The organism is Roseibium algae (assembly GCF_037783265.1).
In the GTDB taxonomy this organism is placed as follows: Bacteria; Pseudomonadota; Alphaproteobacteria; order Rhizobiales; family Stappiaceae; genus Roseibium; species Roseibium algae.
Genome location: NZ_JBAKIA010000018.1, coordinates 59,208 through 85,448, shown reverse-complemented (window position 1 = coordinate 85,448; position 26,241 = coordinate 59,208). Strand labels below are relative to the sequence as shown.

Genomic DNA, 26,241 nt, shown 5'->3' with positions numbered 1-26,241 from the left:
TTCCTCAAATCAGGTTTTTAATGTGAGATCAGGCGCGAATTCAGGACGAACCAGCCCGTTCAAGAAGCTCTTCAACTTTAGGTAACATATTCTGGACAATGACGGAAACGCCCTCGGCATTGGGGTGCATCCCATCCGCAAGATTTAATTCTGGCTTCAGCGCAACGCCTTCCAGAAAAAATGGATAGAACAGGGCCTCATTTTCCGTCGCAACCTCGGCGAAAATCGGATCAAAGGCGGCAGAATAATCTTCACCGAGATTACTCTGGGCAATCATCCCGGTAATCAGCATTTCAACACCGCGCTCTTTCAAGCGGGTAGCTATTTCCGAGATATTCTTGCGCGTCAACTCTGGCGAAATTCCGCGCAACATGTCGTTTGCACCAAGCTCAACGATCACCGCATCGACATCAGGGCCGACGGACCAGTCAAGACGGGAAAGCCCGCCCGACGATGTGTCACCGGAGACACCCGCATTCACAACTTCCACATCATACCCCCCTTCAGTGAGCGCATTTTGCAGCTGACTTGGAAAAGACCCGCCTGGAGCCAACTGGTAGCCTGCCGACAAGCTGTCGCCGAGAACCACGAGTTTCAAACCATCCGCAGCATAAGCTGAGAGGGAGAACGGGAAGATCAGAAAGAAATAAACCGAAAATTGATACAATTTTGAGCGCATAGCAGGTCTGGTTAGCTCCCATTCGCAACCTATATGGTCACGAGGGATATAATTGGCAAGGTTGCACCATTTTTGCCAGAATAAAATCCGGTGACAGTCGGCACCAGCCAGAGCCTTTGAACGCTGGAACGACTGACAACTTGTTTGACGGTTAGCCACCGCCGTCTTTGTGAACACATGAAAGAATTGGGTCAAATATGACGAACGGACCGGCTATCGCACTCAAGGATGTACATCTCAGCCTCGGCGAGAAAGCAGGACGTGTTCACATCCTCAAAGGCATTGACCTGACCATTGACCATGGAACCGCAGTCGGTCTCGTTGGACCATCAGGATCCGGCAAATCAACGCTTCTGATGGTGATGGCGGGTCTGGAACGCGCTGACAGCGGCCTCGTTCAAGTCGTCGGCTCAGAGCTGGGGCCCTTGTCCGAAGATGAGTTGGCCCGGTTTCGCGGCTCCAATGTTGGCATCATCTTCCAGTCATTTCATCTTGTACCCAACATGACAGCTCTGGAAAACGTCGCCGTGCCGTTGGAGCTTTCTGGCGATCGGGCAGCTTTCGACAAGGCCAAACTGGAGCTGGAAGCCGTTGGCCTTGGCCATCGCCTTCATCACTATCCAGCGCAGATGTCTGGTGGTGAACAGCAACGTGTCGCCGTCGCCAGAGCTTTGGTCGTCGATCCGAAAATCCTGATCGCTGATGAGCCAACCGGCAACCTGGATGAAAACACCGGCTCCCAGATTGTTGACTTGATGTTCAAGGCGCAAAAGAAGCGGGGCACAACATTGGTTCTGGTGACCCATGATCCGGCTCTTGCGCGCAAATGTGACCGAATGATCCGCGTGCGCTCCGGCGAGATCGAGGAAGATGTGTCCGACGTCCGCTCTGCAGGGGCGGAGGCATCCGCATGAACGCCGCTTCCAGCAAACCCCAACCTGGCAGCAAAGCCCCAACCGGTCTTTCCCTCGCACTGCGCTTTGCCTTAAGGGAATTGCGCGGTGGCCTGAAGGGCTTTTACATCTTTATCGCCTGTATCGCGCTTGGCGTTGCCGCAATTGCAGGCGTGACCTCTCTGTCTCGCGCCCTGACTGAAGGCATTTCCGCAGAGGGTCAGTCCATTTTGGGCGGCGATCTGTCTTTTTCCATTGTTCATCGTCAAACCGACGAGGCAGAAAACAAATGGCTGAACTCGCTCGGCGACATTTCTGAGGTCGCAACCATGCGCGCCATGGCACGGCGTCCGGAAACCGGCGACCAGTCCCTCATTGAACTCAAAGCCGTCGACAATGCGTATCCGCTTTATGGCGACATGAAGCTGGAAGGCGGCGGTGCTCTTCAGGATGCCCTGTCGGAAAAAGATGGGCTTTGGGGTGCCGTTGCCGATATTTCCCTTCTGGCCCGCCTTGGATTGAAACCCGGCGACACCGTGTCTGTCGGCAAGGCAGAAGTCCGCATTGCCGATGTGATTGCCTCCGAACCTGACAAATTGGCGGGCGGTATGGAAGTCGGGCCTCGGCTCATGATTTCACAAGCAGCCATCCCAGCAACCGGCCTTATCCAGCCTGGCAGCCTCGTCAGGTGGCACTACCGAGTCCGCCTGAATGGCAATGCGTCGGAAGACAACGTCAAACAGGTAATCACACAAGCCGAAGAAGCTTTCCCGCAAGCTGGCTGGCGCATTCGCTCCAGAGCCAATGCAGCGCCTGGCCTGCAGCGAAACATCATCCGCTTTGCCCAGTTCCTGACCCTGGTCGGACTGACAGCCCTTGTGGTTGGTGGTGTCGGCGTCGCCAATGCCATCCGGGCTTTTCTTGACACCAAACGGGAAGTAATTGCCAGTTTCAAATGCCTTGGAGCCACGGGCGGTTTTGTTTTTCAGGTCTATCTGATCCAGATGCTTTGCCTTGCCGGCATCGGCATTGCCATTGGGCTTGTTCTGGGAGCCATCATTCCCTTTGCTGCGGCGGCTGCGCTTGGTGGCGTTCTGCCGATTGACCTTGCCGCAGCCATTTACCCCACAGAACTTGGCCTCGGATTGCTCTATGGCGTCCTGACCGCGCTTGCCTTTGCGCTTTGGCCCCTTGGCAGAGCTCATGATGTCCCACCAACGGCCCTGTTTCGCGGCATGGTCTCTGGCAAGGCCCGCAGCCTGCCGCGCAAGCGTTATCTTGTCGCAACGGCCATCACCGTTGCAGCCCTTGCGGCCATCGCCATATTGCTGGCCTACGAAAAACGCATTGCGCTCATCTATATAGGCGCCTCGGCAACGGCCTTCATCCTTCTGGTTCTCGTAGCCCGGGTCATCATGGCCGTGGCCAAACGCCTGCCAACCGTTCGGTCCACGGAACTTAGATTGGCAATCGCCAATATCCATCGCCCCGGTGCACTGACCCCTTCAGTTGTACTGTCCCTGGGATTGGGCCTGTCGTTGCTCGTTGCTCTTGCCCTGATTGATGGAAATTTGCGCCGCGAGCTTACTGCAACCGTTGCCGATGAGGCGCCGAGTTTCTTCTTCATCGATATTCAATCCAATGAACGAGACGCCATCGAGCAATTGCTGAAAACCGAAACAGATGATGCCAACATTCGCAGCGTCCCCATGCTGCGCGGCAGACTGGTGTCCCTCAAGGGTATTCCAACCAGCCAAATTGAAGTCCCTCCCAACGCCGCATGGATCCTGCGCGGTGACAGAGGCATCACCTATGAGGCTCGCCAACCGGACAATTCCGAACTCACATCAGGCAACTGGTGGCCAGCCGACTACACGGGCGTTCCCCTGGTCTCTTTAGAGGATGAGGCAGCAACGGATCTCGGGCTCAAGGTCGGCGACGAAATTACCGTCAATGTTTTCGGACGGGAAATCACAGCCAAGATAGCCAACACCCGCAAGGTCGAATGGCGCTCTATGGCGATAAATTTCGTCATGGTCTTCTCACCCAATACATTTGCAGGCGCTCCTCACGTGCATTTGATGACCCTGGGCTGGAAGGAAAACGCATCAACGGATCAGGAGCTATCGCTTCTGCGCAAGGTCTCGGACGCCTTTCCGACGGTTACCGCCGTCCGCGTAAAAGATGCCATTGCTCAGGTGAACGATCTTGTCGCTCAATTGGCCTGGGCCATTCGCGGCGCTTCTTCCATCACCCTGATTGCCAGCATTCTTGTGCTGGCAGGTGCGCTGGCAGCAGGGCATCGGAGTCGCATTTATGACGCTGTGATTTTGAAAACGCTGGGTGCGACCCGCAGAAGGCTGATCCTGGCCTATGCTCTGGAATATGCCATTCTCGGACTGACAACGGCGATTTTCGCATTGATCTCCGGGGGATTGGCCGCCTGGTTCGTCATCACGCGAATCATGAACGGCAGCTTCGTCATGCTGCCAACCACAGCCATAACAGCCGCGTTGGCCGCTCTTGTCCTGACTGTTGGCTTCGGTCTGATCGGCACTTGGAGGATCTTGGGTGAAAAGCCAGCGCCAGTGCTCAGAAACCTCTAACGGACTTCAAGCAAGCGTTGCAAAAAGTCCAACTTGCAGCGCTTGCGAAGAAGAAAATCTGGCCTAAACCGCTGTGTGCAAGCCGTTGGACATAGCGGCGAGTGATCATATTTGCAGCAATACAAGCTCGGCGTATTCAAAACTTAGGTAAACATGACAGTTTTTTCAAAAACTGTGTCTTGTTCTGTTAACCTGGAAGCCCCATATTTCGATAGAGTAGCTTGGTCTGGGGTTTGTCAGGGCAAGAACAAGTTCAACAGAGGATAAATTCGAATGTCGACCTTCAACCGAGATTCTCAATCGGCTTATTCGGTGGCCGGCACTCATGCCGATGCAGCCATCGATCAGGGGCTCCGCTCCTACATGCTTGGCGTGTACAACTACATGACGATCGGCCTCGCGCTGACCGGCTTTTTTGCGCTTGCCGTCTTCACGATGACTGTAACGCAGGATCCAAGCTCCGCAGCAGCATCCCTTGCTGATGGCACAATGCTGACCTCGCTCGGCGTCACGCTTTACACATCGCCTTTGAAATGGGTTGTGATGCTGGCTCCGCTCGGCATGGTGATGTATCTGTCGTTCCGGATTTCATCCATGAGCGCATCAACAGCTCGCACGACATTCCTTGTCTATGCAGCTGTTATGGGCATATCGCTGTCTTCGATCTTCCTCATCTACACGAGCGGTTCAATTGCCCGCGTGTTCTTCATCACGGCAGCTTCCTTCGGCGCGTTGAGCCTCTTCGGCTACACCACGAAGAAAGACCTTTCCGCAATGGGATCGTTCCTGTTCATGGGCCTGATCGGCATCGTGATTGCGTCCGTGGTGAACATCTTCCTGGCGTCTTCCGCCCTGCAGTTCGCCATCTCCGTGATCGGCGTGTTGGTGTTTGCTGGCCTCACCGCCTACGACACCCAGCAGATCAAGTCGATGTATTACGAAGGCGACGACAGCGAAACAGCAACGAAGAAATCCGTAATGGGGGCCCTGCGCCTGTACCTGGATTTCATCAACATGTTCCTGATGCTGCTGCAGTTGTTCGGCAACCGCGACTGATCATCAGAGTCCAGTCTGAAATAGAAAAGCCCGGCCATCCCGCCGGGCTTTTTTGTGGGCTAGATAAACAGCCAATAGAATATCGGATCGCGGTCGCTTCATAGGTCCATGTGATATGGCGGCTAAACGTCGACCAATCTCAAATGCTTTTTCTTTTCCAGAACCTTAAGAACTTGCGCCAAATCATGCCCCCGTTTCAGGATCAGGCCGCCAGCAGCCACAACGGAATAGGCACCCTGACGGCGTGCCATCTTCGGATCTTTTTCGATCCGATACAGTGGCATTTCAGAACTATGCCTGAAGACCGAAAACACCGCTTTGTCCTGGGTGAAGTCCATGGCGTAATCGCGCCACTCTCCATCGGCAACCATCCGGCCATAGAGTTTCAGGATGGTGTTGAGTTCTGGCCTGTTCAAAGCCACGATTGGCTTGGTCGCCTGTCCTGACTGCGAAGATTGCGGAGTTCCCTTTAATCCCTGGGGGCCCCGCTGCGACGCGCTGTCTTCAGTCTCACTCATTCAGCCTCCTGATAAGACCCGGAGAACCGCGCTGGAACGCTGTTCATCTAAACGTTTACAGACGTCGAATTGTTATAATTGCATCATGATGCACAAGTCTTGCTGCACTTGGCAAGGCTCTGCCAGCAAATCTGTGCCTGCAAGCCTTGGCCCCAAGCCTGCTCCATAAAACCAATTTTGGGACAGCATGTCAGAAATCACGATCCTGCCTTATTCCAGCCCTTGGCGTGCCATTTTAAGCGATCATATTCAAATCATACCTTGATGGGTCGTGATCGCTCGGCTTCGGATGCAATAGCCCCCCAGCCCCCCGGGGTCAGAGTTGATCAGATTGGTGTTTTTCACCAAACATCAGGGCAACTGAAGGGCCGGCCGCAAGCCGGCCCTTTTCATTATGTGTTTCCAAAGCCCACTCACAGACAGACCCTTTTTCTTTTTGTGAACGAGCGAACCTCCTGTATTCTTCCAGTCATGAACTCTGAGCTCATAGAGCTACGGCCTGCGGAAGGTCGTGATTGCAAGGCCTTGGCGTCGATCCACAGCGCTGCCTGGCTTGGGGCTTATCGCGGCCTGCTGAATGGGATCGAGCTAGATCGCATGATTGCGCGAAGATCGCCCGCATGGTGGCAAGGCGCATTGTCCAAAGGCGTTCAGATCAAGGTGCTTGACGTAGCAGGCGAGCCAGCAGGATATGCCACATTTGGCAGCAGCAGAATCCCCTTGATGGCCGGCGCCGGTGAAATTTATGAGCTTTACCTGAAACCCGAGTATCAAGGGCTTGGCTTCGGCCGCAAGCTGTTCGAAACGGTTCGCAAAGACCTTGCAGTCAGACATCCGAAAGGCCTTGCCATACAAGTCTTGAGCGAAAATGGCCCAGCTCGTGCCTTTTATCAGGCTCTCGGCGGTCAATTGATCCCTACAACCACCCAAGTAAGCCCAATGAGCAGGCTGGAGTTATCAGTCTATTTCTGGTCAGGAGTATACCGCCAGCCGTCCCGAAAATGAGCCCCAGAAGATCTTCGCATGTTTAATCCAAGCCCTCAGCGTCATCCTCTTACTTCACCTTCACATTACGAAGCGGCATTCATCATATGGTTGCAACGCACCAATAAGGGCTTGCACTGAAGCCATCAGGCTGCAATAGACCCTTCAACAGCCAACAGGAGTGATGCAAGCATGCGTATTGACGCGGTGCCAATCGGCAAAAACCCACCTGATGACATCAACGTCATTATCGAAGTGTCCGTGGGCGGCGAGCCAATCAAGTATGAAATGGACAAGGAAGCTGGCGCGATGTACGTCGACCGCTTTCTCTACACGCCAATGCGCTATCCAGGCAATTACGGCTTTGTTCCACACACACTGTGCGGCGACGGTGACCCAATTGATGTTGTGGTCGTCAACCAGCGTCCAATTCTTCCTGGTGCGATCATGAATTGCCGCCCGATTGGCGTCCTGATCATGGAAGACGAGTCCGGCATGGACGAGAAAATCATTGCCGTTCCGAGCAACAAGTTGAGCCGTCGTTACGAGAACATCCACGACATCAGCGATTTGCCAGACATCACCATGGAGCAGGTGAAGCATTTCTTCGAACACTACAAGGACCTGGAACCCGGAAAATGGGTCAAGGTCACTGGCATCGAAGGCATTGAAACTGCCAAGAAGATGATTGTTGACTCGATTGAACGCGCCAAGGCTGACCCAGCCAAGTAACGCAGATCATCAGGTTCGACCGACAGGAAGCCGCAGAGGGTTAATTCCCCGCTGCGGCTTCAATTCTATCCATCTCCTGATCGGACAAGCCGAAATGATGGCCGATCTCATGAACGACGACATGGGTGACAATGTCACCCAGGCTCTCGGTGTTGGACGCCCAGTAATCAAGGATCGCGCGCCGGTACAGCCAAAGGCGATTTGGCATCTGCGCAGCAAGAACTTTAGCCGCGCCCTGTGTCAGAGCATTGCCCTCGAAAAGACCTAGCAATTCATGCGGATCCTCAATACCCAGAGCATCCAGGACAGCGTCATCGGCATATTCAGCCAGAACGATATGAACGTGACCACATTGAACCAGAATCTCATGTGGCAGACCCGACAGGGTCTCGCTGGCCAAGGCCTCAAACACATCCAGATCAGGGGCGAAACGATCCGACCAATCGGTAATGCGCCTGGGATGAATGGATCCCATTCGCGGAACTCCCATTAGCTTTTTGTGAGTGTACGTATCTTTTGCGTGCCGTCAAAGATAGGTGATCGCAAGATAAATCAACAGCCCGACAGCAAAAACGAGCCCGGCCGCTCGCCCTATCCGGGTTCCCCAGACTTCCATGGGGTCATGCTGGTCCTGATCAGAGGCTTCAAAATGCCCCTGCGCCCGCTTTGCCATCCGCACGAATGTGGAACCTGCGACGGTTTCACTTTCCGCCTGAACTCTTTCGAGCGACCTTAAGGCATCATCGCGGCGATCCTGATCACTTTGGGGGCGTTTGCTCATGCGTTCCGGCCTCTTGCCTTGAAGGAAAGAACGGCAGATGCCGCTGCAAGGATGACCAGGCCATTAGACGCGACAAAGTTCCATCCGGCAAATGACAGTCCCAAAAACCGCAAACTCGCCTCGGTACAGCTAATCACCCGCATCGACTTTAGCGCAGACAGCATGTTCGACGCACTGGCAGGCCCCAGATTACCGCCGCCGCAATCGCTTGGCCCAGCCCAGAACTGCCACTCAGCACCAGCCTGATAGGCTCCCAGCCCGGCGCTATAAGCAAATACAAGCGCCACCAGAACCAACAAGCTGCCAGCGAGCCTGAGCCGACCGCGCGCCATCAACAACAGCGCAAAAACAATAAGCGCCAGCCCGACATAAAATGGCACCCTCTGCTCAAGACAAAGCTTGCAAGGCACATAGCCGCCAATCAGCTGAAAGCCCCAGGCAATTGAGATCGCTGCAAACCCGAGAAGCAGAGCGAGCAATGCCAGCATTTTCGAAGAAGATGCAGTCGTCATACTCAGGACCTCCGGTTTCATAGCAGCTTGATCAGCACAAAACCGCCGACAAGTAGAACCATGAAGATGGTGAACATAAGACCCAGGCGCTTTTCAATGAAATCACGAATGGGTGGCCCAAAGAAATACAGCAGTCCGGCGACAACAAAGAACCTGATCCCGCGAGAAACGACGCTGGCCAGCAAAAACACTGGCAAACTTAGCCCTGCGGCGCCGCTTGCAATCGTAATCACCTTATAGGGAAAGGGTGTAAGACCGGCGATAAAGACAAACCACCAGCCCCAATCCTTGAACACCGTACTGAACTGATCGAACTTATCCAGGTAGCCGTAAAACGCCAGAATAGGTTCGGCAACTTGCTGGAACAGGAACAATCCGATCATGTACCCGGCCAATCCGCCAAGCACCGACGTCACGGTACACAAAAGCGCCAAACGCCAGGCGCTTTCCTTTTTTGCGATCACCATCGGGATCAGTAAAATATCCGGCGGGATCGGGAATACCGAACTTTCGACAAAGGAAACCGTTCCCAGCGCGGCAGGCGCGCGGGGGCCGGATGCAAGGGACAATGTCCAATCGTACAGGCGTCTTAACATAGCCTCTGCATAGCCTTTCACCTTGGGAAAGTCACCCTGCGAAACGCGCGAAAATACACAGTCACAAACACCGCCAAATTCATGATTTTAAGGAACCTTTGCACAGGCTGTAGGAAACCTCACTGAAAGGATTGACCTCAGCCCGCCGGTAGCTATTATCGCGCCACCTTTCACGCTGCCCCTCTGGCGGAATTGGTAGACGCGCGGGATTCAAAATCCCGTTCCTTCGGGAGTGCCGGTTCGATTCCGGCGGGGGGCACCATTCCATACTTTGACAGGCGAAAAGCAACCAATGCCTTGTAAGGCATAGTGGTTTTGGCCGTTCGAGAGTTTTCCTCGAAACGCGTCACCGACTTATTGAACTTGTCGATTTTTCCACCAGGAATGCTGTTTTGACGTTCAGCTCACGTACTTTTTACGAGCAAACTGAAATAATGGAAGGCCTGCAGGCATCAACAATCAGGCCCAGAAACTAATCGTTTCTGTTCGACCAAAACCATTTCACGACGTGTCATGGTGATTTGCGCATGACAGCTTTTAATCTCGTGATTTCATCGAATGCGCAATGACTGAAACAGCATCGCAATCAAAACGGGCGGGCTTCGGTTGAATCATCGCCATCCGTGGCCCTGCGTTTTCCCCAGCAGAACCGCAAGCGAACTCAACCGAGGATATCATCCCGCACCTGAGGGGTGACAATGGTGCGGGATGATTTTGTCTTATGCGGTTTCAGAAACAACGCCCGGCTGTTTGGTCCAGGCTGAATACCAGCTGCCGAACAGCTTGAACTGGGCTTCGACGTAGTTTCGTTGCGCATCAGACAATTTGTCATCTTCGTTGAAATGCAGTGCGTATTCCGCATCGTCTGTCAGCACCATCAGATGCTTGTAGTAAAGCACCAGGTCCGGGCCTTCATCGAAGGTGGAAAGGACATGGAGGGCTTCGTCCAGTTCCTTGGCCTTGATCCTTGCTTCGACATTTCCGGTTGCTGCCAGCTTGCAAAGGCGCGTCAGGTGCAGAACTTCTTTCGGAAGAGCGTTGCCAATGCCGGTGATCGCACCTGTTGCGCCGCAATTGACGAAACCATGGAACACATTGGTGTCGACACCGATCATCAAGGTCACATCGTCGCTCTGGGAGGTGATGTTCTCTGCTGCATAGCGCAGGTCATCTGCTCCGCCGAATTCCTTGAAGCCAATCAGATTCGGATGATCTGAACGTAGTTCGAAGAACAGGTCTGCCCGTGTCGCAAAACCATAGTAGGGACTATTATAGATGACCGCTGGAAGATCTGGCGCGGCGGACAATACTGCCTTGAAATGGGCTTTTTGCGCCGAAACTGACGTGCCACGAGACAAGACGCGGGGGATGACCATCAGGCCGCTGGCACCAACTTCTGCCGCATGGGCTGTAATGGAAACAGCGCTGGCCGTATTGATCGCGCCGGTGCCAACGATAACAGGAACGCCTGCAGCAACCAGGCGGGCAACGCCTTCCTTGCGCTGATCGTCGGTCAGAAGCGGCCAGTCACCCATGGAGCCGCAATAAACAACAGCAGACATCCCTGTGGTGATCAGCTCCTCGCCCTTTTTCACCAAGGCATCGAAATCCGGCGTCCGGTCTGCCTTGCATGGGGTCATCAGCGCGGGCATGCAGCCGGTGAAAGTTGTAGTCGCCATTTTGTTTCCTTTGTTCTTGCCCCCTCAAATCGGGAGCTTTTTTGTGACGCACATGCCCGGCACCGGGCAAAATGAACACTGTCCGAACGAACGGATTTCTTCGCCTTTAAAGCGGATCAAAAGCCCACAATCTGATCAGGCAACCAAGTGGACAGCTGGGGAAAGCATGCAACCAGTGCAAGAGTGATCAATTGAAGTACAATAAAGGGAACCACGCCCCGGCACATCTGGCCATAAGTCATATCCGGGGGAGCGATCGACTTGAGATAGAAGATCGAAGAGGCCATCGGTGGTGTGAGGTAGCTGGTCTGGATAACCACAATCACCATGGTGCCGAACCAGACCGGATCAATGCCGGTTTGCCGAATGATAGGTGTGAACAGCGGCACACAGATCAGAACATTGGCCGTCCAGTCGAGAACGAAGCCAAGCAGGAAGACAATCACGAGGAAGAAGATGATGATGCCCGCTTCGCCAAGCCCGGCGGACTCCACGGCAGTGCGGATCATGCGTGAGCCACCATTGGCCGCGAATGTGCCCATGAACATGGTGCCTGCGGCAACGATCAAGAGGATCATTGCGGAAATGCGAACCGTGATCTGCAAAGCCTCTCGTAGCATGGGGATGCTGAACCGCCCATAGGCAATGCACAGCACCAGCGCCCCAAGCGCTCCGACGGATGCGGCCTCCGTGGGCGAGGCAATGCCTGCCAGAAGTGAGCCCAGCACTGCAAAAATAAGAGCGAAGATCGGCAACAGCGACGTGACCGTCAGCCGGATTTTCTCGGCGGTGGAGACCAGGTCCATTTCGCTCTGGGCTTCAGTCTGCTCTGGCGGCCAGAGCATGCCGTGGACGATGAGATAAGCGATGAAGAGGACAATCATCACAAGGCCCGGGAACATCATGCCAGCCAGAAGTTCTCCAACCGACATCTGTGCCAGCGATGCATACATCACAGCGATCACCGAGGGCGGGATCATTGTACCGAGTGAGCCACCTGCGCAAATCGTGCCCGATATCAGGCTGTTGGAATATCGGAACCGCTGCATGGCCGGGATCGCCATCATGCCGATCATGACTTCGACCGCGCCAACGACCCCTGCAGCAGCGGCAAAGATCGCGCCCATGGCAATGGTCGCAACGGCCAACCCGCCAGGCAAACGGCCCAGCCAGAGCTGCATGACCTTGAACAAGCGCTCGGCAATTCCGGAGCGCTCCAGGATAGCGCCCATCAACACGAACATCGGTATGGCAGCGAGAATAAAGTTGGTGGCGGCCGAATAGAACGAGCCGAATAGCTGAGCGAAGACGTTCGGTCCGAATACGAGGAAACCAGCCCCGGCGGAGACGATTGTCAGAGACAGGGCAATCGGAATTCCTGCAAGGATAAACATGAACAAGAGCGGAAACATCAAGGCTGCAGCTGTCATGGGGTCAAGCCTCCAGCTCGAAGCCGGGCTTCCGAGCACCGGAAAATGTCCGCAATCCCTCAACCGTGATCTGCAGGGTTAGGGCAATAAGGCCAATGGCCAGCAGGCTGTAGAATGGCCACACCAGAGGCGCCCAGGGACTGACCATTTCAACCTCGGAGGTGGCAAAAGCCCGCCATGCCCGCTTCATCGCGAACCAAGACAAACCACCATAAATCGGAGCCAGGAAAACAACAAAGACAGTGCCTTCAATCAACTGCCGAAAACGAACTGGCATTTTCTCTGCGAGGAAATCGATACGCACGTGCGCATCTTCGCGCAGGGCATAGGATGCTCCGAGCACGAAAAGAGTTCCTGTGCACATATAGGAGATGTCGAAGGCCCACATCGTCGGCGCATTAAAGACATAACGCGCCGCGACTTCATAAATCATGGAGGCGACCAGGATGAGGGTCACGCCCTGTGCGATGTACGACAGGAATTTAGAAATCGCATCAACCGCGTTGAACAGACCAGTCATCTTGGTCGCCTTTTCCAGTTAGTCTTTGTTCCGGATCAAATAGCTGCTTTCGGCGGACCAACGGTCCTTGAATGCCATGTAGTTTGCCAGGAGATCAGACATTGCCGGGTTGCCTTCAGCTTTTTGGGCAGCCGCCTTCTTGGTAATCCAGTCCTGGCCAGCAGACGAAAGCTCTTCAATGAACTCTGGCGAAAGCGTGATCATCTCATTGCGACCGGTGCGGTAGGTCTCCAACGCCTTCACATCTGCGCTGTAGAAATGCAGCAGGGCTTCCATGGTGGTCAGCTCGGCAGCCTTCTCGATCAACGGCTTCAGGTCATCATCCACCGCATCCCAGGTCTCCTGCTTCAGGACGACTTCCCAAAGAAAGGTCGGCTGATGAACACCTGGAACAATGATATATTTCGCAGCTTCATGAAATCCTTCGGGCAAATTGGCAGACGGCGGGCCCCACTCGATCAAATCCACGCCCTTGCGCTGCAGCAAGGTGTAGATTTCTCCTGGTGGAACCACGGTCGGAACGGCACCAAAGTATTCTTTCATCACCTGGGCCCAAGGACCGGACGTACGATACTTCAGGCCCTTAAGATCTTCCGCTTTGCGCACAGGCACATTGGAATGAGCCATGATCTCGGAAGACCCGATGCCAACGATAAGGCTTTTGAACCCTTCCTTGGCGCGCAGGTCGTAAAGCGCTTCCTTGCCGCCGTCTTCATAGATCCACGTGATGAAGGCCTCAGGGCCCATGCCGCCTGGAAAGCCAGCAAACACCGCGTTGATAGGATCCTGATTGACACGGTAACTTGGTGTCGAGTGCCCTGCCTGAATCACTCCGTCCTTGACGCCGTCATAGACCTGCAATGCGGGAACCAGAACACCAGCACCGAAGGGTTCAATCTCAACCCGTCCGTTGGTCAGGACTTTCGCATTGTCTGCGAAACGCTCTAGAAAATTCACATAGAAGGGCGAGCCTTCAGGCACAGATGTCGGGATCTGCCATTTTACGTCCTGTGCCAAAGCTGGCACAGCTGCCGTTATCAGGGAGGCTGCGAGCCCCCAAATTTTAAACCGGTCAAGCATCATCAAATTCTCCTCTTTAGAGTATGCGGAATTCTTTTGCCCGCTTTCTGGAAGGGTCACGGTGAGCATTCAATTGGCGCCGTGCATTCCAACTGCACAAACGTTAATTTAAAATATATTTGTTGTCGACACAGAAAATACAAAAATGGAATTTAAACTAAAAGGTCAAATTATGTGTTTGTTTTTAAATCGAAAACACTAGAAACCCACCCTCAAAAAAACATGACATTGCACGTTGATTGAGAGCTTTAAGGCCAAGAAGGCACAAACTTTCAGAGCGAGAGGTCGCTATTTGTGCGCCGGTCATCGGCGATATAGCTTTGGATTTGCCGGACGATCTGGTCCGCATGTTGCTTGGCGATCTGGTCGGCCAGCTCGACATCTCGGGCCTCGATCGCAGCGATCATAATTTCATGCTCGTCCAGATAAGCCTGAGGCAATTCGTCATTGAAGGAAGAATAATAAAACCACAACAAGCGACGGCCTTCATCCAGAAGTCGGTCGAACATTTCAATGTAATATCGGTTCTTGCCTGCCTGCGCGATCATGGAATGAAAGAACCGGTTGACCTCGATCATCCGGGACACGTCCTTGACTGCGACAGCTTCTGCATAATCCAGCTGCAGCTGCCGGATTAGCGCCACCTCATTCTCGGTTCGGTTCCGGGCGGCAAGACGTGTGGTCACGCGGTACATGAGGGTCAGTGCATCGTAGAAATTAGATAATTCGAGAATATCGAGCGGAGCCACAATGGTTGATCGGTTCGTCAGGGTGACAACGAGGCCATCATTTGCCAGCTTGATCAAGGCTTCACGGATTGGGGTGCGTGACATCCCGAAGCGCTGCGACAACTCTGTCTCGTCGACCGGGCTGCCAGGCTTCAGGGTCAAATTGAGAATTTCCTGTTTCAGCTTGTCATAGGCCGTTGAAACTCCGCGCCCGCGTTTGGGCTTCTCCGCCGTCGCATTCACAGCTGTCTTGGCTCCTGTTTGTATTTCGATCCTCCCCTTGTCTATCGTGAAAAGAAGATTCCAAACAGAGCCAAAACACGACAAATATGCCGTTTCAAAACCTTCAGCTGGCTGAGCGCCAAATCAGGTCGGCACAATATCAGACTTCCGTGTAAATCGACTTAAGGCGAGCTCCTCAACAACTCCGCCTTACTAACCGTTAACTCTTCACTTACCAAAACTGATAAAACAGACTCAGTACTCGCAATTTTAACAGCTCATCGTTGATGTATTAACGCCATGGCATCTTCGCTCCCCTAGCGTATTTCTACTAGGAAAATAGCGTTTGGGGATAAAATGGCGTTATCAGATCAGGTTCTACAGAAACAAGCCAACGAAGAAATTGTCGAAGAGGCAGATCTTCAGACTGTTGACGTTTCAAGTCCAAATGAAGCCGTAAATGGCCTTTTTACCTTGGCACATATGGACCGCAACTTACTGGAACCAGCACCTATTCCCGCTGAATGGATTTTGGATGGCAAGCCCGAAGCAAGATGCAAAAATCTGTCCACGGGAACACGGGGCTGGGCGACCACAGATCATTGGTCCTGCACCAAGGGCAAATTCCGTTGGCACTATGGTTGGGATGAAGCTGTCATGTTTCTGGAAGGTGAGGTCGTCATCACCGATGACAGCGGCCAAATCTATCTCGGGCGGCCTGGCACAACCCTTTTCTTCCCTGCCGGAACGTCAGCAACCTGGGACGTTCCACGTTACATTCGCAAGATCGCCTTTAATCAGAGACCAGTGCCCGGCTATCTTAACTTCGCCGCGCGTGTGGTCAGAAAATTGCGCACATTAATAGGCCTCCAGGCTGAGCCCAAAGGTGGGCTGGGCTAAGCGGTTGGTCTCGACATCTTATGTCTAAGATCACAAACGCCCAAAAGTGCAATTTGTGCGCCTGAGCTGGACAGGTTTAACGAGCTTGACTAGGCTCTGAAACATGACAAGTCCGCCAAGAGAGATCGAGCTCAAACTCGAAGTGCCACCAGAAGCGCAGGAGCCTTTGAAGAAGGCCCCAGCGCCAACGGGGTTCACATCGACCCGTGCGACAACGAAAACCTTGCACTCGATCTATTTTGATACACCTGACCAGGCACTGCGCCTTGCAAAGATCTCGCTGCGGGTTCGAAAAGTCGGACAAAGCTGGATACAAACCGCAAAGTTCGGCACTGGCGTCACCGGCGGACTTTCATCAGCGATTGAGGTCGAACATGCCATTGATGGCCGCGCAGTTGACCTTTCGATTATCGACGACCCTCAAATCTTGCGGCACCTAGTCGAAACAATCGATGGACGCCCTCTGGCCGAAACGTTCGAAACGGTCATGCCGCGCACCAGTCGACTGCTCACCAGTCATGATGGCAGCCGCATTGAAATCGCTTTCGATGCAGGAGACATCAAGGTCAACGGCAAAACCAGTCCATTGGCAGAGGTCGAATTCGAGCTACTGCAAGGCTCCAGCGCGAGCTTATATGCGGCGGCTAATGGATTGCTTGGCGCAACACCCTTCCGTTTTTCACCTTGCAGCAAGGCAGAACGCGGCTTCAGATTGGCGGAAGATAACAGTGACAATACCATTCTCCCAGCGCTGGCGGCCAAGGTGGTGCTTTCAACCGATGAAACCGTGGAACACGCCTTCAGGAACGTGCTTAGATCCTGCCTGACACAAATCGCCGACAATCGAATGGCTGTTCTTGCAAGTGATTTACCAGAGGGCCCGCATCAGTTGAGAATAGGACTGCGACGCCTGCGTAGTGCGTTCCGCCTGTTCAAACCAGCGCTGAATCCGCATTCCCTCACGCCCTTGAACGAGATGGCCAAAGAGATCGCCGGACATGTAGGTGCCTTGCGGGATCTAGACGTTTTGGCCGAAGATATCGTGGCACCACTGGAGAGTTTTCGTCCTGAGAACCTGTCACTGGAGCCTTTGCTGAAACATCTTGGCACAACGCGCCAAGTTTGTCGGGCAGACCTCATCGACTACCTCGGTTCCGAGAAAATAAACACGTTTCTCTTCAGTCTTGCGGCCTATACGGAAGGCAGGGGCTGGCTGGATGCTGAAAACTTCGATCAGTCACGCCTGCTGGCGGCTTCCGTTTCAGCCCATGCTGATCGGGCTCTGGATCGCCAATGGAAGAAATGTGCAAAATACGGCTCCCGGATTGATGACCTTGCAATTTCAGAACGGCATGAGATGCGCAAAGCCTTGAAAAAAATACGTTATGGCATCGAGTTTTTTGGCAGCCTTTATCCAAAACAAGAGGTGAAGCCGTTCCTCAAGCGGCTCAAGAAACTCCAGGACATCTTCGGCTATCTAAATGATATTGCCATGGCAGAGAAGCTGTTGGATGACCCGATTGCAAAGGGCGCAGGGGCAGCTGGCGTCGCCAAAGCGGTAGGCTTTGCCGTCGGCTGGCATGAGGCGCAATCACATCACATGTGGCAGCATGCCAAAGGTTACTGGTCAGACACCAAGACCGTTCCGAAATTCTGGCGTTAACCCCGACACACCACGCTGACACCCAAAGAAATAATCAGCTCTCAACCACCAGCTGGATCCGATCCGCAGCCATGCGTGTGCGGGTATATTGCACCGGTCTGTCCTGCGGATCCACATTAACGCTTTCAACAATGAGCACCGGCTGGCCAGCTGCAATCTCCAGCAAGGCGATGTCTTGCGAATCAACCAGTTCAGCGCTCACCCGGGTTTCACGACGTGAGTAATCCTCAACGCCGCAGAGTCGCAGCGCTTCGGTGAAAGAGCCCGTTTCGGCATAAGCAGCAACCAAACCTGGAAAACGAGCCTGCTCGAACCAACTGGTGCCCACAAGCACAGGCGTACCATCCACAACGCGCAGGGTTTCAATCCGCAAGAGAGGCGCACCGACCTGCATCTGAAGCTGACCTGCAATCAGCGCATCTGCATCCTCAACTCCGGTTCCAATCATCCGCCCACTCGGCGTCTTGTCTTGCCCGGATACGATTTCTGAAAACCGTGTTCTTGCGCCGATCGGATAGTTCATGGGCGTTGAGGCGACAAACGTCCCGCGCCCCTGATCGGCCCTGAGCAGACCTTCCCCGGTCAAGGCAGCAATCGCGCGGCGCACCGTATGGCGGTTGACCTGGAACCTGGCGGCGATGTCAGATTCAGTCGGCAATTTGGCTCCGGTCACGAATGTACCTTGGGCAATTTCAGCCTTCAGCCATTCGGCGATCTGGCGCCAAACGGCGATTCCGGCGCCCCGATCAATCTTCACCTGCATTGTCATTCGTCCGTCATCAAATCCCGGTAGCAAAGTGTCAACTTAAAAATTCGTCTATACAAATAGACAATTTGATGATTTGCTCAAGCCCTCTTCGCCAGACGGCGCGAAAAAAGGTCCGCTCAATGCCCACCACGGAACATGCTTCATCACCACCGGATATCCAAAGCCCCCAGACCCCAAGCAATGATATGAACTCACGTCGACAGGGCATCATGGCCATTTTGTCGGAAGAAAGTCCTCAGGCAATTGCAAGCGCTTTTGCAACCCATGCAGATTGCCCGGACTATGAGTTGGTCCGCGCTCCCGAGACAGGTCTCGTGATGGTACGCGGACGCATGGGCGGTACCGGCAGTGCGTTCAACCTTGGCGAGGTCACGGTCACCCGGTGTGTTGTTCGACTGGACACCGGAGAGACCGGCAGCTCCTACATTTTGGGCAGGCACAAGCAGCATGCCTTGCAAGCCGCAATTTTCGATGCCCTCTGGCAAAGCCCTGCCCATCACGAGCGTATAGAGAAAAACGTCATTCTGCCTCTGGAACAGGCGCGCAAACAAAAGCGCGACGAGATCAAAGCTGAAACAGCGGCGACCAAGGTGGACTTCTTCACAATGGTTCGGGGAGACGATTGATGCTCGGCACACAGACACATTCACCAGCAGCAGCCGTTCGACTTGCTCCTGGTTTTTCCAATCCGGTTCACGATGCCCAGAATTGCTTCCGGGCTGTCATGCAGGCCATCGCACGGCCCGGCAGCCTCCAGCCTTTCGCTGCGGACTTCAAGGATCTACCAGACCCTTTGACGGCCATGGGGGCCGCGCTAGCGCTGACGCTTCTAGACTTCGATACGCCAGTCTGGCTGGACCCGGCGCTTGCCAGTTCACCCGATGCGACCGCCTTTTTGCGCTTTCACACAGGAGCGCCAATCGTCAACGTTCCTGTTGAGGCCTCCTTTTGCCTAATCAGTGATCCTGAACGACTGATCGGCCTTGGAAACTTCGCCCAAGGCACCCCGGATTATCCCGACCGTTCCGCAACGCTCATACTCATGCGTCAGACGTTCAATACCGCAGGCATGCTTCAGCTGACAGGCCCGGGCATCAAGGATGTCACTCAATTTGGCACATCCCCCGTACCCCAGACATTCTGGGATCAGGTAAAGGCCAACAATGCCCAGTTCCCACGCGGAATTGATCTGATTTTCGCTGGCGAGACCGAGATTGCAGCACTGCCACGGTCCACACAACTGACCCGTATGGAGGCCTAACCCATGTATGTTGCAGTTAAGGGCGGCGAAAAAGCGATCCGCAATGCCCATACGCTTCTGGCAAAACGCCGCCGGGGTGACACCAATGTTCCCTCTCTGACCGTCGACCAGATCGCAGAGCAGCTGGCACTGTCCGTTGCCCGCGTCATGTGCGAGGGTTCACTCTATGACGAAGGCCTTGCGGCACTTGCCATCAAGCAGGCGCGGGGCGATCTGATTGAAGCAGCCTTCCTCATTCGCGCCTATCGCACTACATTGCCGCGCTTTGGTTATTCAGAGCCGGTCGATACCGCAAAAATGCTGGTCGAACGTCGCATTTCAGCGACCTACAAAGACCTTCCCGGCGGACAGCTTCTCGGCCCAACCTTCGACTACAGCCACCGGCTTCTCGATTTCGCACTGGCTGCGGAACAAGAAGGGGCCTTGGAGGCAGCCGCGAGCGAAACCCCGATTGATGAAGCCATGCCACGCGTCACCGATCTGCTGAGTGAAGAAGGCCTGATGGAGGCCGACCCGCTTCCGGAAAACGGCGATACAATCGGAGATTTAACCCGCGAACCACTGTCATTTCCAGCGGATCGCGATTTGCGCCTGCAGAACCTGGCCCGCGGCGATGAAGGCTTCCTGCTCGCTCTCGCCTACTCCTCACAACGGGGCTACGCCCGCACACACCCCTTCACCGGAGAAATCCGATACGGTGAGGTTGAAGTGGAGTTCTTTGCAGAAGAGCTTGGCTTCAATCTCAAGCTTGGCACCATCAAGGTGACCGAGTGCCAGATGGTCAACCAGTTCTCAGGTTCTGCCAAGTCTCCACCAAAATTCACCCGTGGCTATGGTCTTGTCTTCGGTCAGGTCGAACGGAAAGCCATGGCCATGTCCATGGTTGACCGGGCGCTGCGCTGGGAAGAACTGGGCGAAGAGCAAACAGCTCCCGTTCAAGACACGGAATTCGTTCTGTCTCACTCGGACAACATTCAGGCAACTGGCTTTGTCGAACATCTGAAACTGCCGCATTACGTCGACTTTCAGGCAGAACTCGATCTGGTGCGCCGCATGCGTGCCGAGTGGTTTGCCGCTCGAGAAAAAATTGATCTCCCCCAAGACGAACAAACACATTCAGACACCGGGAAGGAAGCTGCAGAATGACCTCCGCTGCACCCAAGGCCATTGCCCCGGACGAGGGCGAATATAACTTCGCCTATCTGGACGAACAGACCAAACGCATGATTCGCCGGGCCATCCTTAAGGGGATCGCGATCCCGGGTTATCAGGTGCCATTCGCCTCCCGTGAAATGCCCATGCCCTATGGCTGGGGCACTGGCGGCGTTCAGGTAACAGCCGCTATTCTCGGCGCAGATGACACACTTAAAGTGATCGATCAAGGATCAGACGACACAACCAACGCCGTCGCCATTCGTGGCTTCTTTAAAAAGACAGCCCGCGTTGCCACGAGTACACTGACAAGCGATGCCAGCATCATTCAGACCCGGCACCGGATCCCCGAACAAACGCTGACTGAAGATCAGATCATCGTGTTTCAGGTCCCGATCCCCGAGCCGCTGCGGTTTTTGGAGCCACGTGAAACGGAAACCCGCAAGATGCATGCGCTGGAAGAATACGGCCTGATGCATGTGAAGCTCTATGAGGATATCGCGAAAAACGGGCATATCGCAACGACCTATGCCTATCCGGTGGAGGTCAATGATCGCTACGTGATGGACCCTTCTCCAACACCGAAGTTCGACAATCCGAAAATCGACAATATGGCTGCTCTGCAGCTCTATGGTGCAGGCCGGGAAAAGCGGATCTATGCGATCCCGCCCTACACCAAGGTCAAGAGCCTCGATTTCGACGACTACCCATTCGAGGTGCAGGCCTTTGACAAGCCTTGCGGTCTGTGCGGCGCGGAGAATGTTTATCTCGACGAGGTCATTCTGGATGACAAGGGCGGACGCATGTTCGTTTGTTCGGACAGCGCCTTTTGCGAGGACCGCCGCGCCCATGGCCACCTTGGTCCAATGGCAGCAGATCCCGCAGCTTCAATTCTGTCAGGCAAGACCGGGGAGACAGACCAATGAGTTTCCAAACCAACGAAGAACCTCTGCTGCAGGTCCACGGTGTCACCCGCTACTATGGCGACCGGATTGGCTGTAATGACGTTGATTTCCAGCTTTGGCCGGGCGAAGTCCTTGCCATCGTGGGAGAAAGTGGCTCCGGTAAGACCACATTGCTCAATTGCCTGGCGACGCGACTGGCCCCAACCGCAGGCGCGATTGAATACCGCATGCGCGATGGCTCCATGCGCAACCTCTATCAGCTGAGCGAAGCAGAACGTCGTCTTCTGATGCGGACAGACTGGGGTTTTGTCCATCAAAATGCCGCTGATGGCCTGCGCATGAATGTCTCCGCCGGCGCGAATGTTGGCGAACGGCTGATGGCTGTCGGTCAGCGTCACTATGGCAACATCCGCGAGACCGCGACCGATTGGCTTGGCCGGGTGGAAATCACCGCAGACCGTATTGACGATGATCCACGGGCGTTTTCAGGCGGCATGCGCCAACGCTTGCAGATCGCGCGCAATCTCGTCACCCATCCGCGTCTTGTGTTTATGGATGAGCCTACTGGCGGTCTGGACGTGTCGGTTCAGGCACGGCTGTTGGACATGTTGCGCCGACTGGTCAGCGAACTTGGCCTATCGGTCATTATCGTTACCCATGATCTTGCTGTGGCTCGTCTGCTGTCTCATCGCATCATGGTCATGAAGCAAGGCAACGTGATCGAAACCGGTCTGACAGATCAGGTTCTAGATGATCCACGCGAGCCCTATACCCAGCTTCTCGTATCTTCCATTCTCCAGGTCTGAGGTCCACCATGCCAGTCCGTCTTTACCTCAACACCGTCGGCAAGACCTTCACCATGCACCTGCTGGGCGGAACGTCGATCCCCGTGGTTTCAAATGTCGATTTCTCCGTCGAAGCAGGAGAATGCGTTGTGCTGGGTGGCCCTTCAGGAGCCGGTAAAAGCTCCATCTTGAAAATGATTTATGGCAATTATCGCTGTGATGAAGGTCAGATACTCGTCACCAACGGCGACGAAATCATCAACATCGCTGACGCTTCCCCACGCCATATGTTGTCCCTGCGGTCCGATACAATCGGCTATGTCAGCCAGTTCCTCCGCGTCATTCCGCGCGTTTCGGCAACGGAAGTCGTCGCCGAACCTCTGGTCGCCCAAGGCACTTCTGAAGACGCTGCCATCGCAAAAGCGCGAGACCTGTTGGCCCGCCTGAATGTACCCGAACGGCTTTGGGATCTGCCCCCGGCGACCTTCTCCGGAGGTGAACAGCAACGAGTAAACATCGCTCGTGGCTTCATAGGCCATTACCCGATCCTTCTGCTCGACGAGCCAACTGCCTCGCTGGATGCTGTAAACAGATCTGTGGTCGTCGAACTCGTCGACGAGAAAAAGGCTGCTGGTGTTGCCATGATCGGAATCCTGCACGATCAGGATGTGCGCGAACGCATTGCCGACCGCATCATTGACGTCACCGGTTTCAAAGCCGCAGCATAACCACAGTAGAAAAATACCGTTGTCACAGGATCGACATCACAACCGCTTAGGTCGATGATGCCGATCCTGCTATTCCCCCCCTTTGCCGTTTGAGTCTTCAATGCGCTACGCCATATATTTTGCTGCTCCCGCTGACGATCCCCTGATGCAGGCTGGTAATCACTGGCTTGGACGCGATCCGTTCACCGGTCTGGACCTCCAACAACCAGCCATTGACGGCCTAAGCCCGGAACGCACCCAGGCCTTGACCGTCGATCCGCGCCGCTATGGCTTTCACGGAACGCTAAAAGCGCCTTTTTCACTGCAGGTTGAGACGACTGAAACAGAGCTACTGAACGCCTGCTCGTCTTTCGCAGCAGACCTTGCGCCCTTTGATCTGGCCGGGCTTTCCGTAAACCGGCTTGGCAAGTTTCTCGCTTTGACGCCAGACAACCCGGAGCCTGATCTCAAAGCCTTCGCCGAGGCATGCGTTCGGCAATTCGAGCCATTCCGGGCAACGCTCTCTGCTGCGGATCTGGAACGCCGCCGCAATAGCAATCTGAGCCCGTCCCAGGACCGCAATCTGGTGGACTGGGGCTATCCCTATATCTTCGACGAGCTGCGCTTTCACATGACGCTGAGCAACAAGCTCGAAAGCAATGATGAAGCAGATCATCTGCACCGGGCTGCAAGAGCTCATTTCGCGAACCTGACCGATGTTGCCCGAAAGGTCTCAAGCTTCGGGCTCTATACCGAAGCCGAGCGCGGGGCTCCGTTTCAGGTTCACACCATCTTCTCGCTGACCGGGTCATTGACGCCGGAACAAGCTGTTTCAAAATGCCGAGGTTCAAAATGAGCGCCACAACAGACACTTTCAAAAATGCCCGTCTGATCTTGCCAGACAGCGTTCTGGATGGTGCACTTCATTCAGAAAATGGCGTGATTTCCGACATCTCGCAATCAAGTTCCGTCGCAGGACATGATTGTGAAGGTGACTACCTTCTCCCTGGCCTGATCGAGCTTCACACTGACCATCTGGAAGTTCACTACGCGCCCCGGCCCAAGGTCCGCTGGAACCCTATCTCTTCCGTTCAGGCGCATGATGCGCAAGTTGCCTGCGCAGGCATCACCACTGTTTTCGATGCCCTGCGCGTTGGCATGGACAGCGAAGCTGATCTGAACACCAACGATATGCAGCAGCTGGCCAAGGCCATTGAAACCGGTCAGGCTGAAAACCGCCTTCGGGCGGAGCACTTCATCCACCTGCGCTGTGAAGTCTCTGCTGAAGACGTCATGACGGCATTTTCGGCATTTGACGGCGATGAAAATGTCCGCCTCATATCCTTGATGGATCACACTCCGGGGCAGCGCCAATTCGTCTCGCTGGATGCCTACAAGACCTACTACCAGACTAAAAAAGGCATGTCTGATGCGGAAATGGCAGCTTACATCGAAAAGCGTCAAAATCAGGCCAACGACATTGCGCCAAAAAACCGAAAGACAATCGCAGCTTTCGCCCATGAGCACGGCATCGCCATAGCAAGTCACGATGATGCATCCATCAGCCATGTAAATGAAGCAATCGATCTAGATACGCGCATTGCTGAATTCCCGACAACCGTCGAGGCAGCACGGGCGTCCCATGATGCAAACATGGCTGTCCTGATGGGGGCGCCAAACGTTGTACGTGGCGGATCGCACTCCGGAAACGTCTCTGCGCGCGAGCTGGCAGAAGCCGAATGTCTGGACGTCCTGTCCTCGGATTACGTTCCAGCATCCCTGCTCCAGGCAGCCTTTCAAATCGCCGATGAGGTGGAGACAATTTCCTTGCCGAAGGCAGTCGCGATGGTGACATCCACGCCTGCCAACACCATCGGCCTAAGAGATCGAGGCTCACTGGAAACAGGCCGCCGAGCTGATCTGGTGCAGGTCCGCATGAGCGGCAATGTGCCGATTGTCCGGGGCGTCTGGCGGGAAGGTCGTCGCGTTGCCTGACAACAGTCGACAAGTCACAGAAAACCCGATCGGTCCCGGTCGCATTATCTTGGTCGTCGGCCCCAGTGGGGCTGGCAAGGACACACTTCTGGATGCCTTGCGTGAAAAACTGAAAGATCGCCCGGAGGTTCATTTCGCCCGCCGAGCGATCACACGCGATTCAGACGCCGCATCGGAAGATCACGACACGATCAGCCGTGGTCTTTTTGAAGACCTTGTTCACTCCGGCAAGGTTGCCTTGGCCTGGACTGCCCATGGTCTTGGCTACGTCATTCCGCAACACTATGACGAGGCAATCCAGCGCGGGGAGACCGTCATCGCCAATGGCTCCCGCAGAGCACTGCCCGATGCCCTCAAGAAATACCAAAACGCCTCTATTTTGCTGATCACAGCACCAATAGAAGTCCTTGCGGAGCGACTGGCCAAACGGGGCAGGGAAAGTCGCCAGGAAATCGAGAGCCGCCTCAAGCTGGCGAATTTCGAGATCGGTGTCTCTGAGCACGTGATCAGGATAGATAATGTCGGGCCGATAGAGGAAAGCATCGCTAAAATCATGGAGCGGCTGAATTTCTAAGCGCAAGACTTCAGAAACCAAGTTCTTTAATCTGAATTTTAGGCATAAATGACACTATCCCTCTGGGTAATGATATTCTTCGGGGGAAGACGAATGCTTCAAGCTGCTGATACAGTTTTGGCGAACTACTTCACATTCGCAGGCAGAGCCAATCGAGCCGAGTACTGGTGGTGGATGCTGTTCATGTTCCTGACCACCCTCATATTGCTGGCTGTGGACAGCTACCTGATCGCCCCGACATTCGGGCAAACGGCCATCATGAACCCAGACCAGTCACCTGCCACCATGGTGGCCAATCTGCTGTTTTTCTTTCCAAGTCTCACAGTCACTGTCCGGCGCATGCATGATATCGGCAAGTCCGGATTTTGGCTGTTTATCGTCTTTGTTCCGCTGATTGGTGCCCTTCTGTTGCTCTACTGGTCTCTCAAGGGCGGCACTCAGGGCTACAACGATTACGGGCCAATGCAGTATTAAGGCTCAGGATGAGAGGTTCATTGGACCACTCATCCTATCG

Annotated in this window: 29 protein-coding genes and 1 tRNA gene; 18 read left to right on the top strand and 12 right to left on the bottom strand. The window is 54.5% G+C overall.

Annotated elements, in window-relative coordinates; translation table 11 throughout:
- Positions 1 to 40 precede the first annotated feature (40 nt).
- The gene (locus V6575_RS20025; RefSeq protein ID WP_340276882.1) at positions 41 to 679 is read right to left on the bottom strand and encodes an arylesterase; all 639 of its coding nucleotides are present in this window, start codon (positions 677 to 679) and stop codon (positions 41 to 43) included.
- A gap of 197 nt (positions 680 to 876) precedes the next feature.
- On the opposite strand from V6575_RS20025, the gene V6575_RS20020 reads away from it, so the two are divergent.
- The 3 genes from V6575_RS20020 to V6575_RS20010 all read left to right on the top strand — a co-directional run bounded on the left by V6575_RS20020 (position 877) and on the right by V6575_RS20010 (position 5,234).
- Positions 877 to 1,593: an ABC transporter ATP-binding protein gene (locus V6575_RS20020; protein ID WP_340276881.1), complete on the top strand. Its 717-nt coding sequence runs from the start codon at positions 877 to 879 to the stop codon at positions 1,591 to 1,593.
- On the top strand, positions 1,590 to 4,178 hold the full coding sequence (locus tag V6575_RS20015) for an ABC transporter permease (RefSeq protein ID WP_340276880.1): 2,589 nt from the start codon (positions 1,590 to 1,592) through the stop codon (positions 4,176 to 4,178). Before V6575_RS20020 ends, V6575_RS20015 begins: the two co-directional genes overlap by 4 nt.
- Positions 4,179 to 4,451: 273 nt before the next feature.
- On the top strand, positions 4,452 to 5,234 hold the full coding sequence (locus V6575_RS20010; protein ID WP_340276878.1) for a Bax inhibitor-1/YccA family protein: 783 nt from the start codon (positions 4,452 to 4,454) through the stop codon (positions 5,232 to 5,234).
- Positions 5,235 to 5,356: 122 nt separating this feature from the next.
- Here V6575_RS20010 and V6575_RS20005 read toward each other — a convergent pair whose 3' ends face one another.
- Positions 5,357 to 5,752: a DUF2794 domain-containing protein gene (locus V6575_RS20005; RefSeq protein WP_340276876.1), complete on the bottom strand. Its 396-nt coding sequence runs from the start codon at positions 5,750 to 5,752 to the stop codon at positions 5,357 to 5,359.
- Between the two features lie 471 nt (positions 5,753 to 6,223).
- On the opposite strand from V6575_RS20005, the gene V6575_RS20000 reads away from it, so the two are divergent.
- Both V6575_RS20000 and ppa read left to right on the top strand, forming a co-directional pair.
- Entirely contained in the window at positions 6,224 to 6,757 is a 534-nt protein-coding gene (locus V6575_RS20000; protein WP_340276874.1) for a GNAT family N-acetyltransferase, read from the top strand.
- A 171-nt stretch (positions 6,758 to 6,928) separates the two neighbouring features.
- Entirely contained in the window at positions 6,929 to 7,468 is a 540-nt protein-coding gene (gene ppa, locus V6575_RS19995; protein WP_340276872.1) for an inorganic diphosphatase, read from the top strand.
- Positions 7,469 to 7,508: 40 nt separating this feature from the next.
- Here ppa and V6575_RS19990 read toward each other — a convergent pair whose 3' ends face one another.
- The 4 genes from V6575_RS19990 to V6575_RS19975 are packed head-to-tail and all read right to left on the bottom strand — an operon-like array spanning position 7,509 to position 9,357.
- A complete protein-coding gene (locus V6575_RS19990) occupies positions 7,509 to 7,943 on the bottom strand; it encodes a metallopeptidase family protein (RefSeq protein WP_340276871.1) in 435 nt (144 codons plus the stop codon).
- A 51-nt stretch (positions 7,944 to 7,994) separates the two neighbouring features.
- On the bottom strand, positions 7,995 to 8,249 hold the full coding sequence (locus tag V6575_RS19985; RefSeq protein WP_340276868.1) for a hypothetical protein: 255 nt from the start codon (positions 8,247 to 8,249) through the stop codon (positions 7,995 to 7,997).
- Entirely contained in the window at positions 8,246 to 8,761 is a 516-nt protein-coding gene (locus tag V6575_RS19980; RefSeq protein ID WP_340276867.1) for a disulfide bond formation protein B, read from the bottom strand. The genes V6575_RS19985 and V6575_RS19980 overlap by 4 nt, the downstream gene beginning before the upstream one ends.
- 17 nt (positions 8,762 to 8,778) lie before the next feature.
- The gene (locus tag V6575_RS19975; protein ID WP_340276866.1) at positions 8,779 to 9,357 is read right to left on the bottom strand and encodes a YqaA family protein; all 579 of its coding nucleotides are present in this window, start codon (positions 9,355 to 9,357) and stop codon (positions 8,779 to 8,781) included.
- Between the two features lie 177 nt (positions 9,358 to 9,534).
- Between V6575_RS19975 and V6575_RS19970 the strand changes: the two genes are divergently transcribed.
- Positions 9,535 to 9,619 (top strand) — tRNA-Leu (locus V6575_RS19970).
- 457 nt (positions 9,620 to 10,076) lie between these two features.
- Here V6575_RS19970 and V6575_RS19965 read toward each other — a convergent pair.
- From V6575_RS19965 to V6575_RS19945, 5 genes are all read right to left on the bottom strand, one after another.
- Positions 10,077 to 11,036: a dihydrodipicolinate synthase family protein gene (locus V6575_RS19965; protein WP_340276864.1), complete on the bottom strand. Its 960-nt coding sequence runs from the start codon at positions 11,034 to 11,036 to the stop codon at positions 10,077 to 10,079.
- Between the two features lie 116 nt (positions 11,037 to 11,152).
- A complete protein-coding gene (locus V6575_RS19960; RefSeq protein WP_340276863.1) occupies positions 11,153 to 12,466 on the bottom strand; it encodes a TRAP transporter large permease in 1,314 nt (437 codons plus the stop codon).
- 4 nt (positions 12,467 to 12,470) lie between these two features.
- Positions 12,471 to 12,986 carry a TRAP transporter small permease subunit gene (locus V6575_RS19955; RefSeq protein ID WP_340276861.1) on the bottom strand — a complete coding sequence of 172 codons (516 nt, stop codon included), beginning with the start codon at positions 12,984 to 12,986 and terminating at the stop codon, positions 12,471 to 12,473.
- 18 nt (positions 12,987 to 13,004) lie between these two features.
- On the bottom strand, positions 13,005 to 14,069 hold the full coding sequence (gene dctP / locus V6575_RS19950; RefSeq protein ID WP_340276860.1) for a TRAP transporter substrate-binding protein DctP: 1,065 nt from the start codon (positions 14,067 to 14,069) through the stop codon (positions 13,005 to 13,007).
- A 269-nt stretch (positions 14,070 to 14,338) separates the two neighbouring features.
- On the bottom strand, positions 14,339 to 15,037 hold the full coding sequence (locus V6575_RS19945; RefSeq protein WP_340276859.1) for a GntR family transcriptional regulator: 699 nt from the start codon (positions 15,035 to 15,037) through the stop codon (positions 14,339 to 14,341).
- Between the two features lie 336 nt (positions 15,038 to 15,373).
- Between V6575_RS19945 and V6575_RS19940 the strand changes: the two genes are divergently transcribed.
- Positions 15,374 to 15,916: a cupin domain-containing protein gene (locus V6575_RS19940; protein WP_340276857.1), complete on the top strand. Its 543-nt coding sequence runs from the start codon at positions 15,374 to 15,376 to the stop codon at positions 15,914 to 15,916.
- Between the two features lie 103 nt (positions 15,917 to 16,019).
- Positions 16,020 to 17,579 carry a CYTH and CHAD domain-containing protein gene (locus tag V6575_RS19935; protein WP_340276855.1) on the top strand — a complete coding sequence of 520 codons (1,560 nt, stop codon included), beginning with the start codon at positions 16,020 to 16,022 and terminating at the stop codon, positions 17,577 to 17,579.
- Between the two features lie 34 nt (positions 17,580 to 17,613).
- Here V6575_RS19935 and phnF read toward each other — a convergent pair whose 3' ends face one another.
- Complete coding sequence (gene phnF, locus V6575_RS19930) at positions 17,614 to 18,348, bottom strand: phosphonate metabolism transcriptional regulator PhnF (protein ID WP_340276854.1); 735 nt, start codon at positions 18,346 to 18,348, stop codon at positions 17,614 to 17,616.
- 185 nt (positions 18,349 to 18,533) lie between these two features.
- Between phnF and phnG the strand changes: the two genes are divergently transcribed.
- From phnG to V6575_RS19880, 10 genes are all read left to right on the top strand, one after another.
- Positions 18,534 to 18,974: a phosphonate C-P lyase system protein PhnG gene (phnG, locus tag V6575_RS19925; protein ID WP_340276852.1), complete on the top strand. Its 441-nt coding sequence runs from the start codon at positions 18,534 to 18,536 to the stop codon at positions 18,972 to 18,974.
- Positions 18,974 to 19,609 carry a phosphonate C-P lyase system protein PhnH gene (gene phnH, locus V6575_RS19920; protein WP_340276851.1) on the top strand — a complete coding sequence of 212 codons (636 nt, stop codon included), beginning with the start codon at positions 18,974 to 18,976 and terminating at the stop codon, positions 19,607 to 19,609. The genes phnG and phnH overlap by 1 nt, the downstream gene beginning before the upstream one ends.
- A gap of 3 nt (positions 19,610 to 19,612) precedes the next feature.
- Complete coding sequence (locus V6575_RS19915; protein ID WP_340276850.1) at positions 19,613 to 20,755, top strand: carbon-phosphorus lyase complex subunit; 1,143 nt, start codon at positions 19,613 to 19,615, stop codon at positions 20,753 to 20,755.
- On the top strand, positions 20,752 to 21,687 hold the full coding sequence (locus tag V6575_RS19910) for an alpha-D-ribose 1-methylphosphonate 5-phosphate C-P-lyase PhnJ (RefSeq protein WP_340276849.1): 936 nt from the start codon (positions 20,752 to 20,754) through the stop codon (positions 21,685 to 21,687). Before V6575_RS19915 ends, V6575_RS19910 begins: the two co-directional genes overlap by 4 nt.
- Positions 21,684 to 22,472: a phosphonate C-P lyase system protein PhnK gene (gene phnK / locus V6575_RS19905; protein WP_340276847.1), complete on the top strand. Its 789-nt coding sequence runs from the start codon at positions 21,684 to 21,686 to the stop codon at positions 22,470 to 22,472. The genes V6575_RS19910 and phnK overlap by 4 nt, the downstream gene beginning before the upstream one ends.
- A gap of 8 nt (positions 22,473 to 22,480) precedes the next feature.
- Positions 22,481 to 23,179: a phosphonate C-P lyase system protein PhnL gene (gene phnL, locus V6575_RS19900; protein WP_340276845.1), complete on the top strand. Its 699-nt coding sequence runs from the start codon at positions 22,481 to 22,483 to the stop codon at positions 23,177 to 23,179.
- A 100-nt stretch (positions 23,180 to 23,279) separates the two neighbouring features.
- Complete coding sequence (locus tag V6575_RS19895) at positions 23,280 to 24,014, top strand: DUF1045 domain-containing protein (RefSeq protein ID WP_340276843.1); 735 nt, start codon at positions 23,280 to 23,282, stop codon at positions 24,012 to 24,014.
- Complete coding sequence (locus tag V6575_RS19890; RefSeq protein WP_340276842.1) at positions 24,011 to 25,153, top strand: alpha-D-ribose 1-methylphosphonate 5-triphosphate diphosphatase; 1,143 nt, start codon at positions 24,011 to 24,013, stop codon at positions 25,151 to 25,153. Before V6575_RS19895 ends, V6575_RS19890 begins: the two co-directional genes overlap by 4 nt.
- Positions 25,146 to 25,727 (top strand): phosphonate metabolism protein/1,5-bisphosphokinase (PRPP-forming) PhnN, encoded by a 582-nt coding sequence (gene phnN / locus V6575_RS19885; protein ID WP_340276840.1) that lies wholly within the window; start codon positions 25,146 to 25,148, stop codon positions 25,725 to 25,727. The genes V6575_RS19890 and phnN overlap by 8 nt, the downstream gene beginning before the upstream one ends.
- Positions 25,728 to 25,820: 93 nt before the next feature.
- Positions 25,821 to 26,201, top strand: a complete 381-nt coding sequence (locus V6575_RS19880) for a DUF805 domain-containing protein (protein ID WP_340276838.1) — start codon at positions 25,821 to 25,823, stop codon at positions 26,199 to 26,201.
- Positions 26,202 to 26,241: the final 40 nt, after the last annotated feature.

Excerpts from the sequence above, each read along its gene's own strand:
- phnK (WP_340276847.1), top strand. The coding sequence starts at position 21,684 with ATGAGTTTCCAAACCAACGAAGAACCTCTGCTGCAGGTCCACGGTGTC.
- V6575_RS19980 (WP_340276867.1), bottom strand. The coding sequence starts at position 8,761 with ATGACGACTGCATCTTCTTCGAAAATGCTGGCATTGCTCGCTCTGCTT.
- V6575_RS19975 (WP_340276866.1), bottom strand. The coding sequence starts at position 9,357 with ATGTTAAGACGCCTGTACGATTGGACATTGTCCCTTGCATCCGGCCCC.
- V6575_RS19890 (WP_340276842.1), top strand. The coding sequence starts at position 24,011 with ATGAGCGCCACAACAGACACTTTCAAAAATGCCCGTCTGATCTTGCCA.
- V6575_RS19910 (WP_340276849.1), top strand. The coding sequence starts at position 20,752 with ATGACCTCCGCTGCACCCAAGGCCATTGCCCCGGACGAGGGCGAATAT.
- V6575_RS19940 (WP_340276857.1), top strand. The coding sequence starts at position 15,374 with ATGGCGTTATCAGATCAGGTTCTACAGAAACAAGCCAACGAAGAAATT.
- V6575_RS19880 (WP_340276838.1), top strand. The coding sequence starts at position 25,821 with ATGCTTCAAGCTGCTGATACAGTTTTGGCGAACTACTTCACATTCGCA.
- V6575_RS19915 (WP_340276850.1), top strand. The coding sequence starts at position 19,613 with ATGTATGTTGCAGTTAAGGGCGGCGAAAAAGCGATCCGCAATGCCCAT.
- V6575_RS19965 (WP_340276864.1), bottom strand. The coding sequence starts at position 11,036 with ATGGCGACTACAACTTTCACCGGCTGCATGCCCGCGCTGATGACCCCA.
- V6575_RS19960 (WP_340276863.1), bottom strand. The coding sequence starts at position 12,466 with ATGACAGCTGCAGCCTTGATGTTTCCGCTCTTGTTCATGTTTATCCTT.
- V6575_RS19985 (WP_340276868.1), bottom strand. The coding sequence starts at position 8,249 with ATGAGCAAACGCCCCCAAAGTGATCAGGATCGCCGCGATGATGCCTTA.
- V6575_RS20015 (WP_340276880.1), top strand. The coding sequence starts at position 1,590 with ATGAACGCCGCTTCCAGCAAACCCCAACCTGGCAGCAAAGCCCCAACC.
- dctP (WP_340276860.1), bottom strand. The coding sequence starts at position 14,069 with ATGATGCTTGACCGGTTTAAAATTTGGGGGCTCGCAGCCTCCCTGATA.
- phnG (WP_340276852.1), top strand. The coding sequence starts at position 18,534 with ATGAACTCACGTCGACAGGGCATCATGGCCATTTTGTCGGAAGAAAGT.
- V6575_RS20000 (WP_340276874.1), top strand. The coding sequence starts at position 6,224 with ATGAACTCTGAGCTCATAGAGCTACGGCCTGCGGAAGGTCGTGATTGC.
- V6575_RS19895 (WP_340276843.1), top strand. The coding sequence starts at position 23,280 with ATGCGCTACGCCATATATTTTGCTGCTCCCGCTGACGATCCCCTGATG.
- V6575_RS20005 (WP_340276876.1), bottom strand. The coding sequence starts at position 5,752 with ATGAGTGAGACTGAAGACAGCGCGTCGCAGCGGGGCCCCCAGGGATTA.
- V6575_RS19990 (WP_340276871.1), bottom strand. The coding sequence starts at position 7,943 with ATGGGATCCATTCATCCCAGGCGCATTACCGATTGGTCGGATCGTTTC.
- phnF (WP_340276854.1), bottom strand. The coding sequence starts at position 18,348 with ATGACAATGCAGGTGAAGATTGATCGGGGCGCCGGAATCGCCGTTTGG.
- phnH (WP_340276851.1), top strand. The coding sequence starts at position 18,974 with ATGCTCGGCACACAGACACATTCACCAGCAGCAGCCGTTCGACTTGCT.
- V6575_RS19955 (WP_340276861.1), bottom strand. The coding sequence starts at position 12,986 with ATGACTGGTCTGTTCAACGCGGTTGATGCGATTTCTAAATTCCTGTCG.
- phnL (WP_340276845.1), top strand. The coding sequence starts at position 22,481 with ATGCCAGTCCGTCTTTACCTCAACACCGTCGGCAAGACCTTCACCATG.
- V6575_RS20025 (WP_340276882.1), bottom strand. The coding sequence starts at position 679 with ATGCGCTCAAAATTGTATCAATTTTCGGTTTATTTCTTTCTGATCTTC.
- ppa (WP_340276872.1), top strand. The coding sequence starts at position 6,929 with ATGCGTATTGACGCGGTGCCAATCGGCAAAAACCCACCTGATGACATC.
- V6575_RS20020 (WP_340276881.1), top strand. The coding sequence starts at position 877 with ATGACGAACGGACCGGCTATCGCACTCAAGGATGTACATCTCAGCCTC.
- V6575_RS20010 (WP_340276878.1), top strand. The coding sequence starts at position 4,452 with ATGTCGACCTTCAACCGAGATTCTCAATCGGCTTATTCGGTGGCCGGC.
- V6575_RS19935 (WP_340276855.1), top strand. The coding sequence starts at position 16,020 with ATGACAAGTCCGCCAAGAGAGATCGAGCTCAAACTCGAAGTGCCACCA.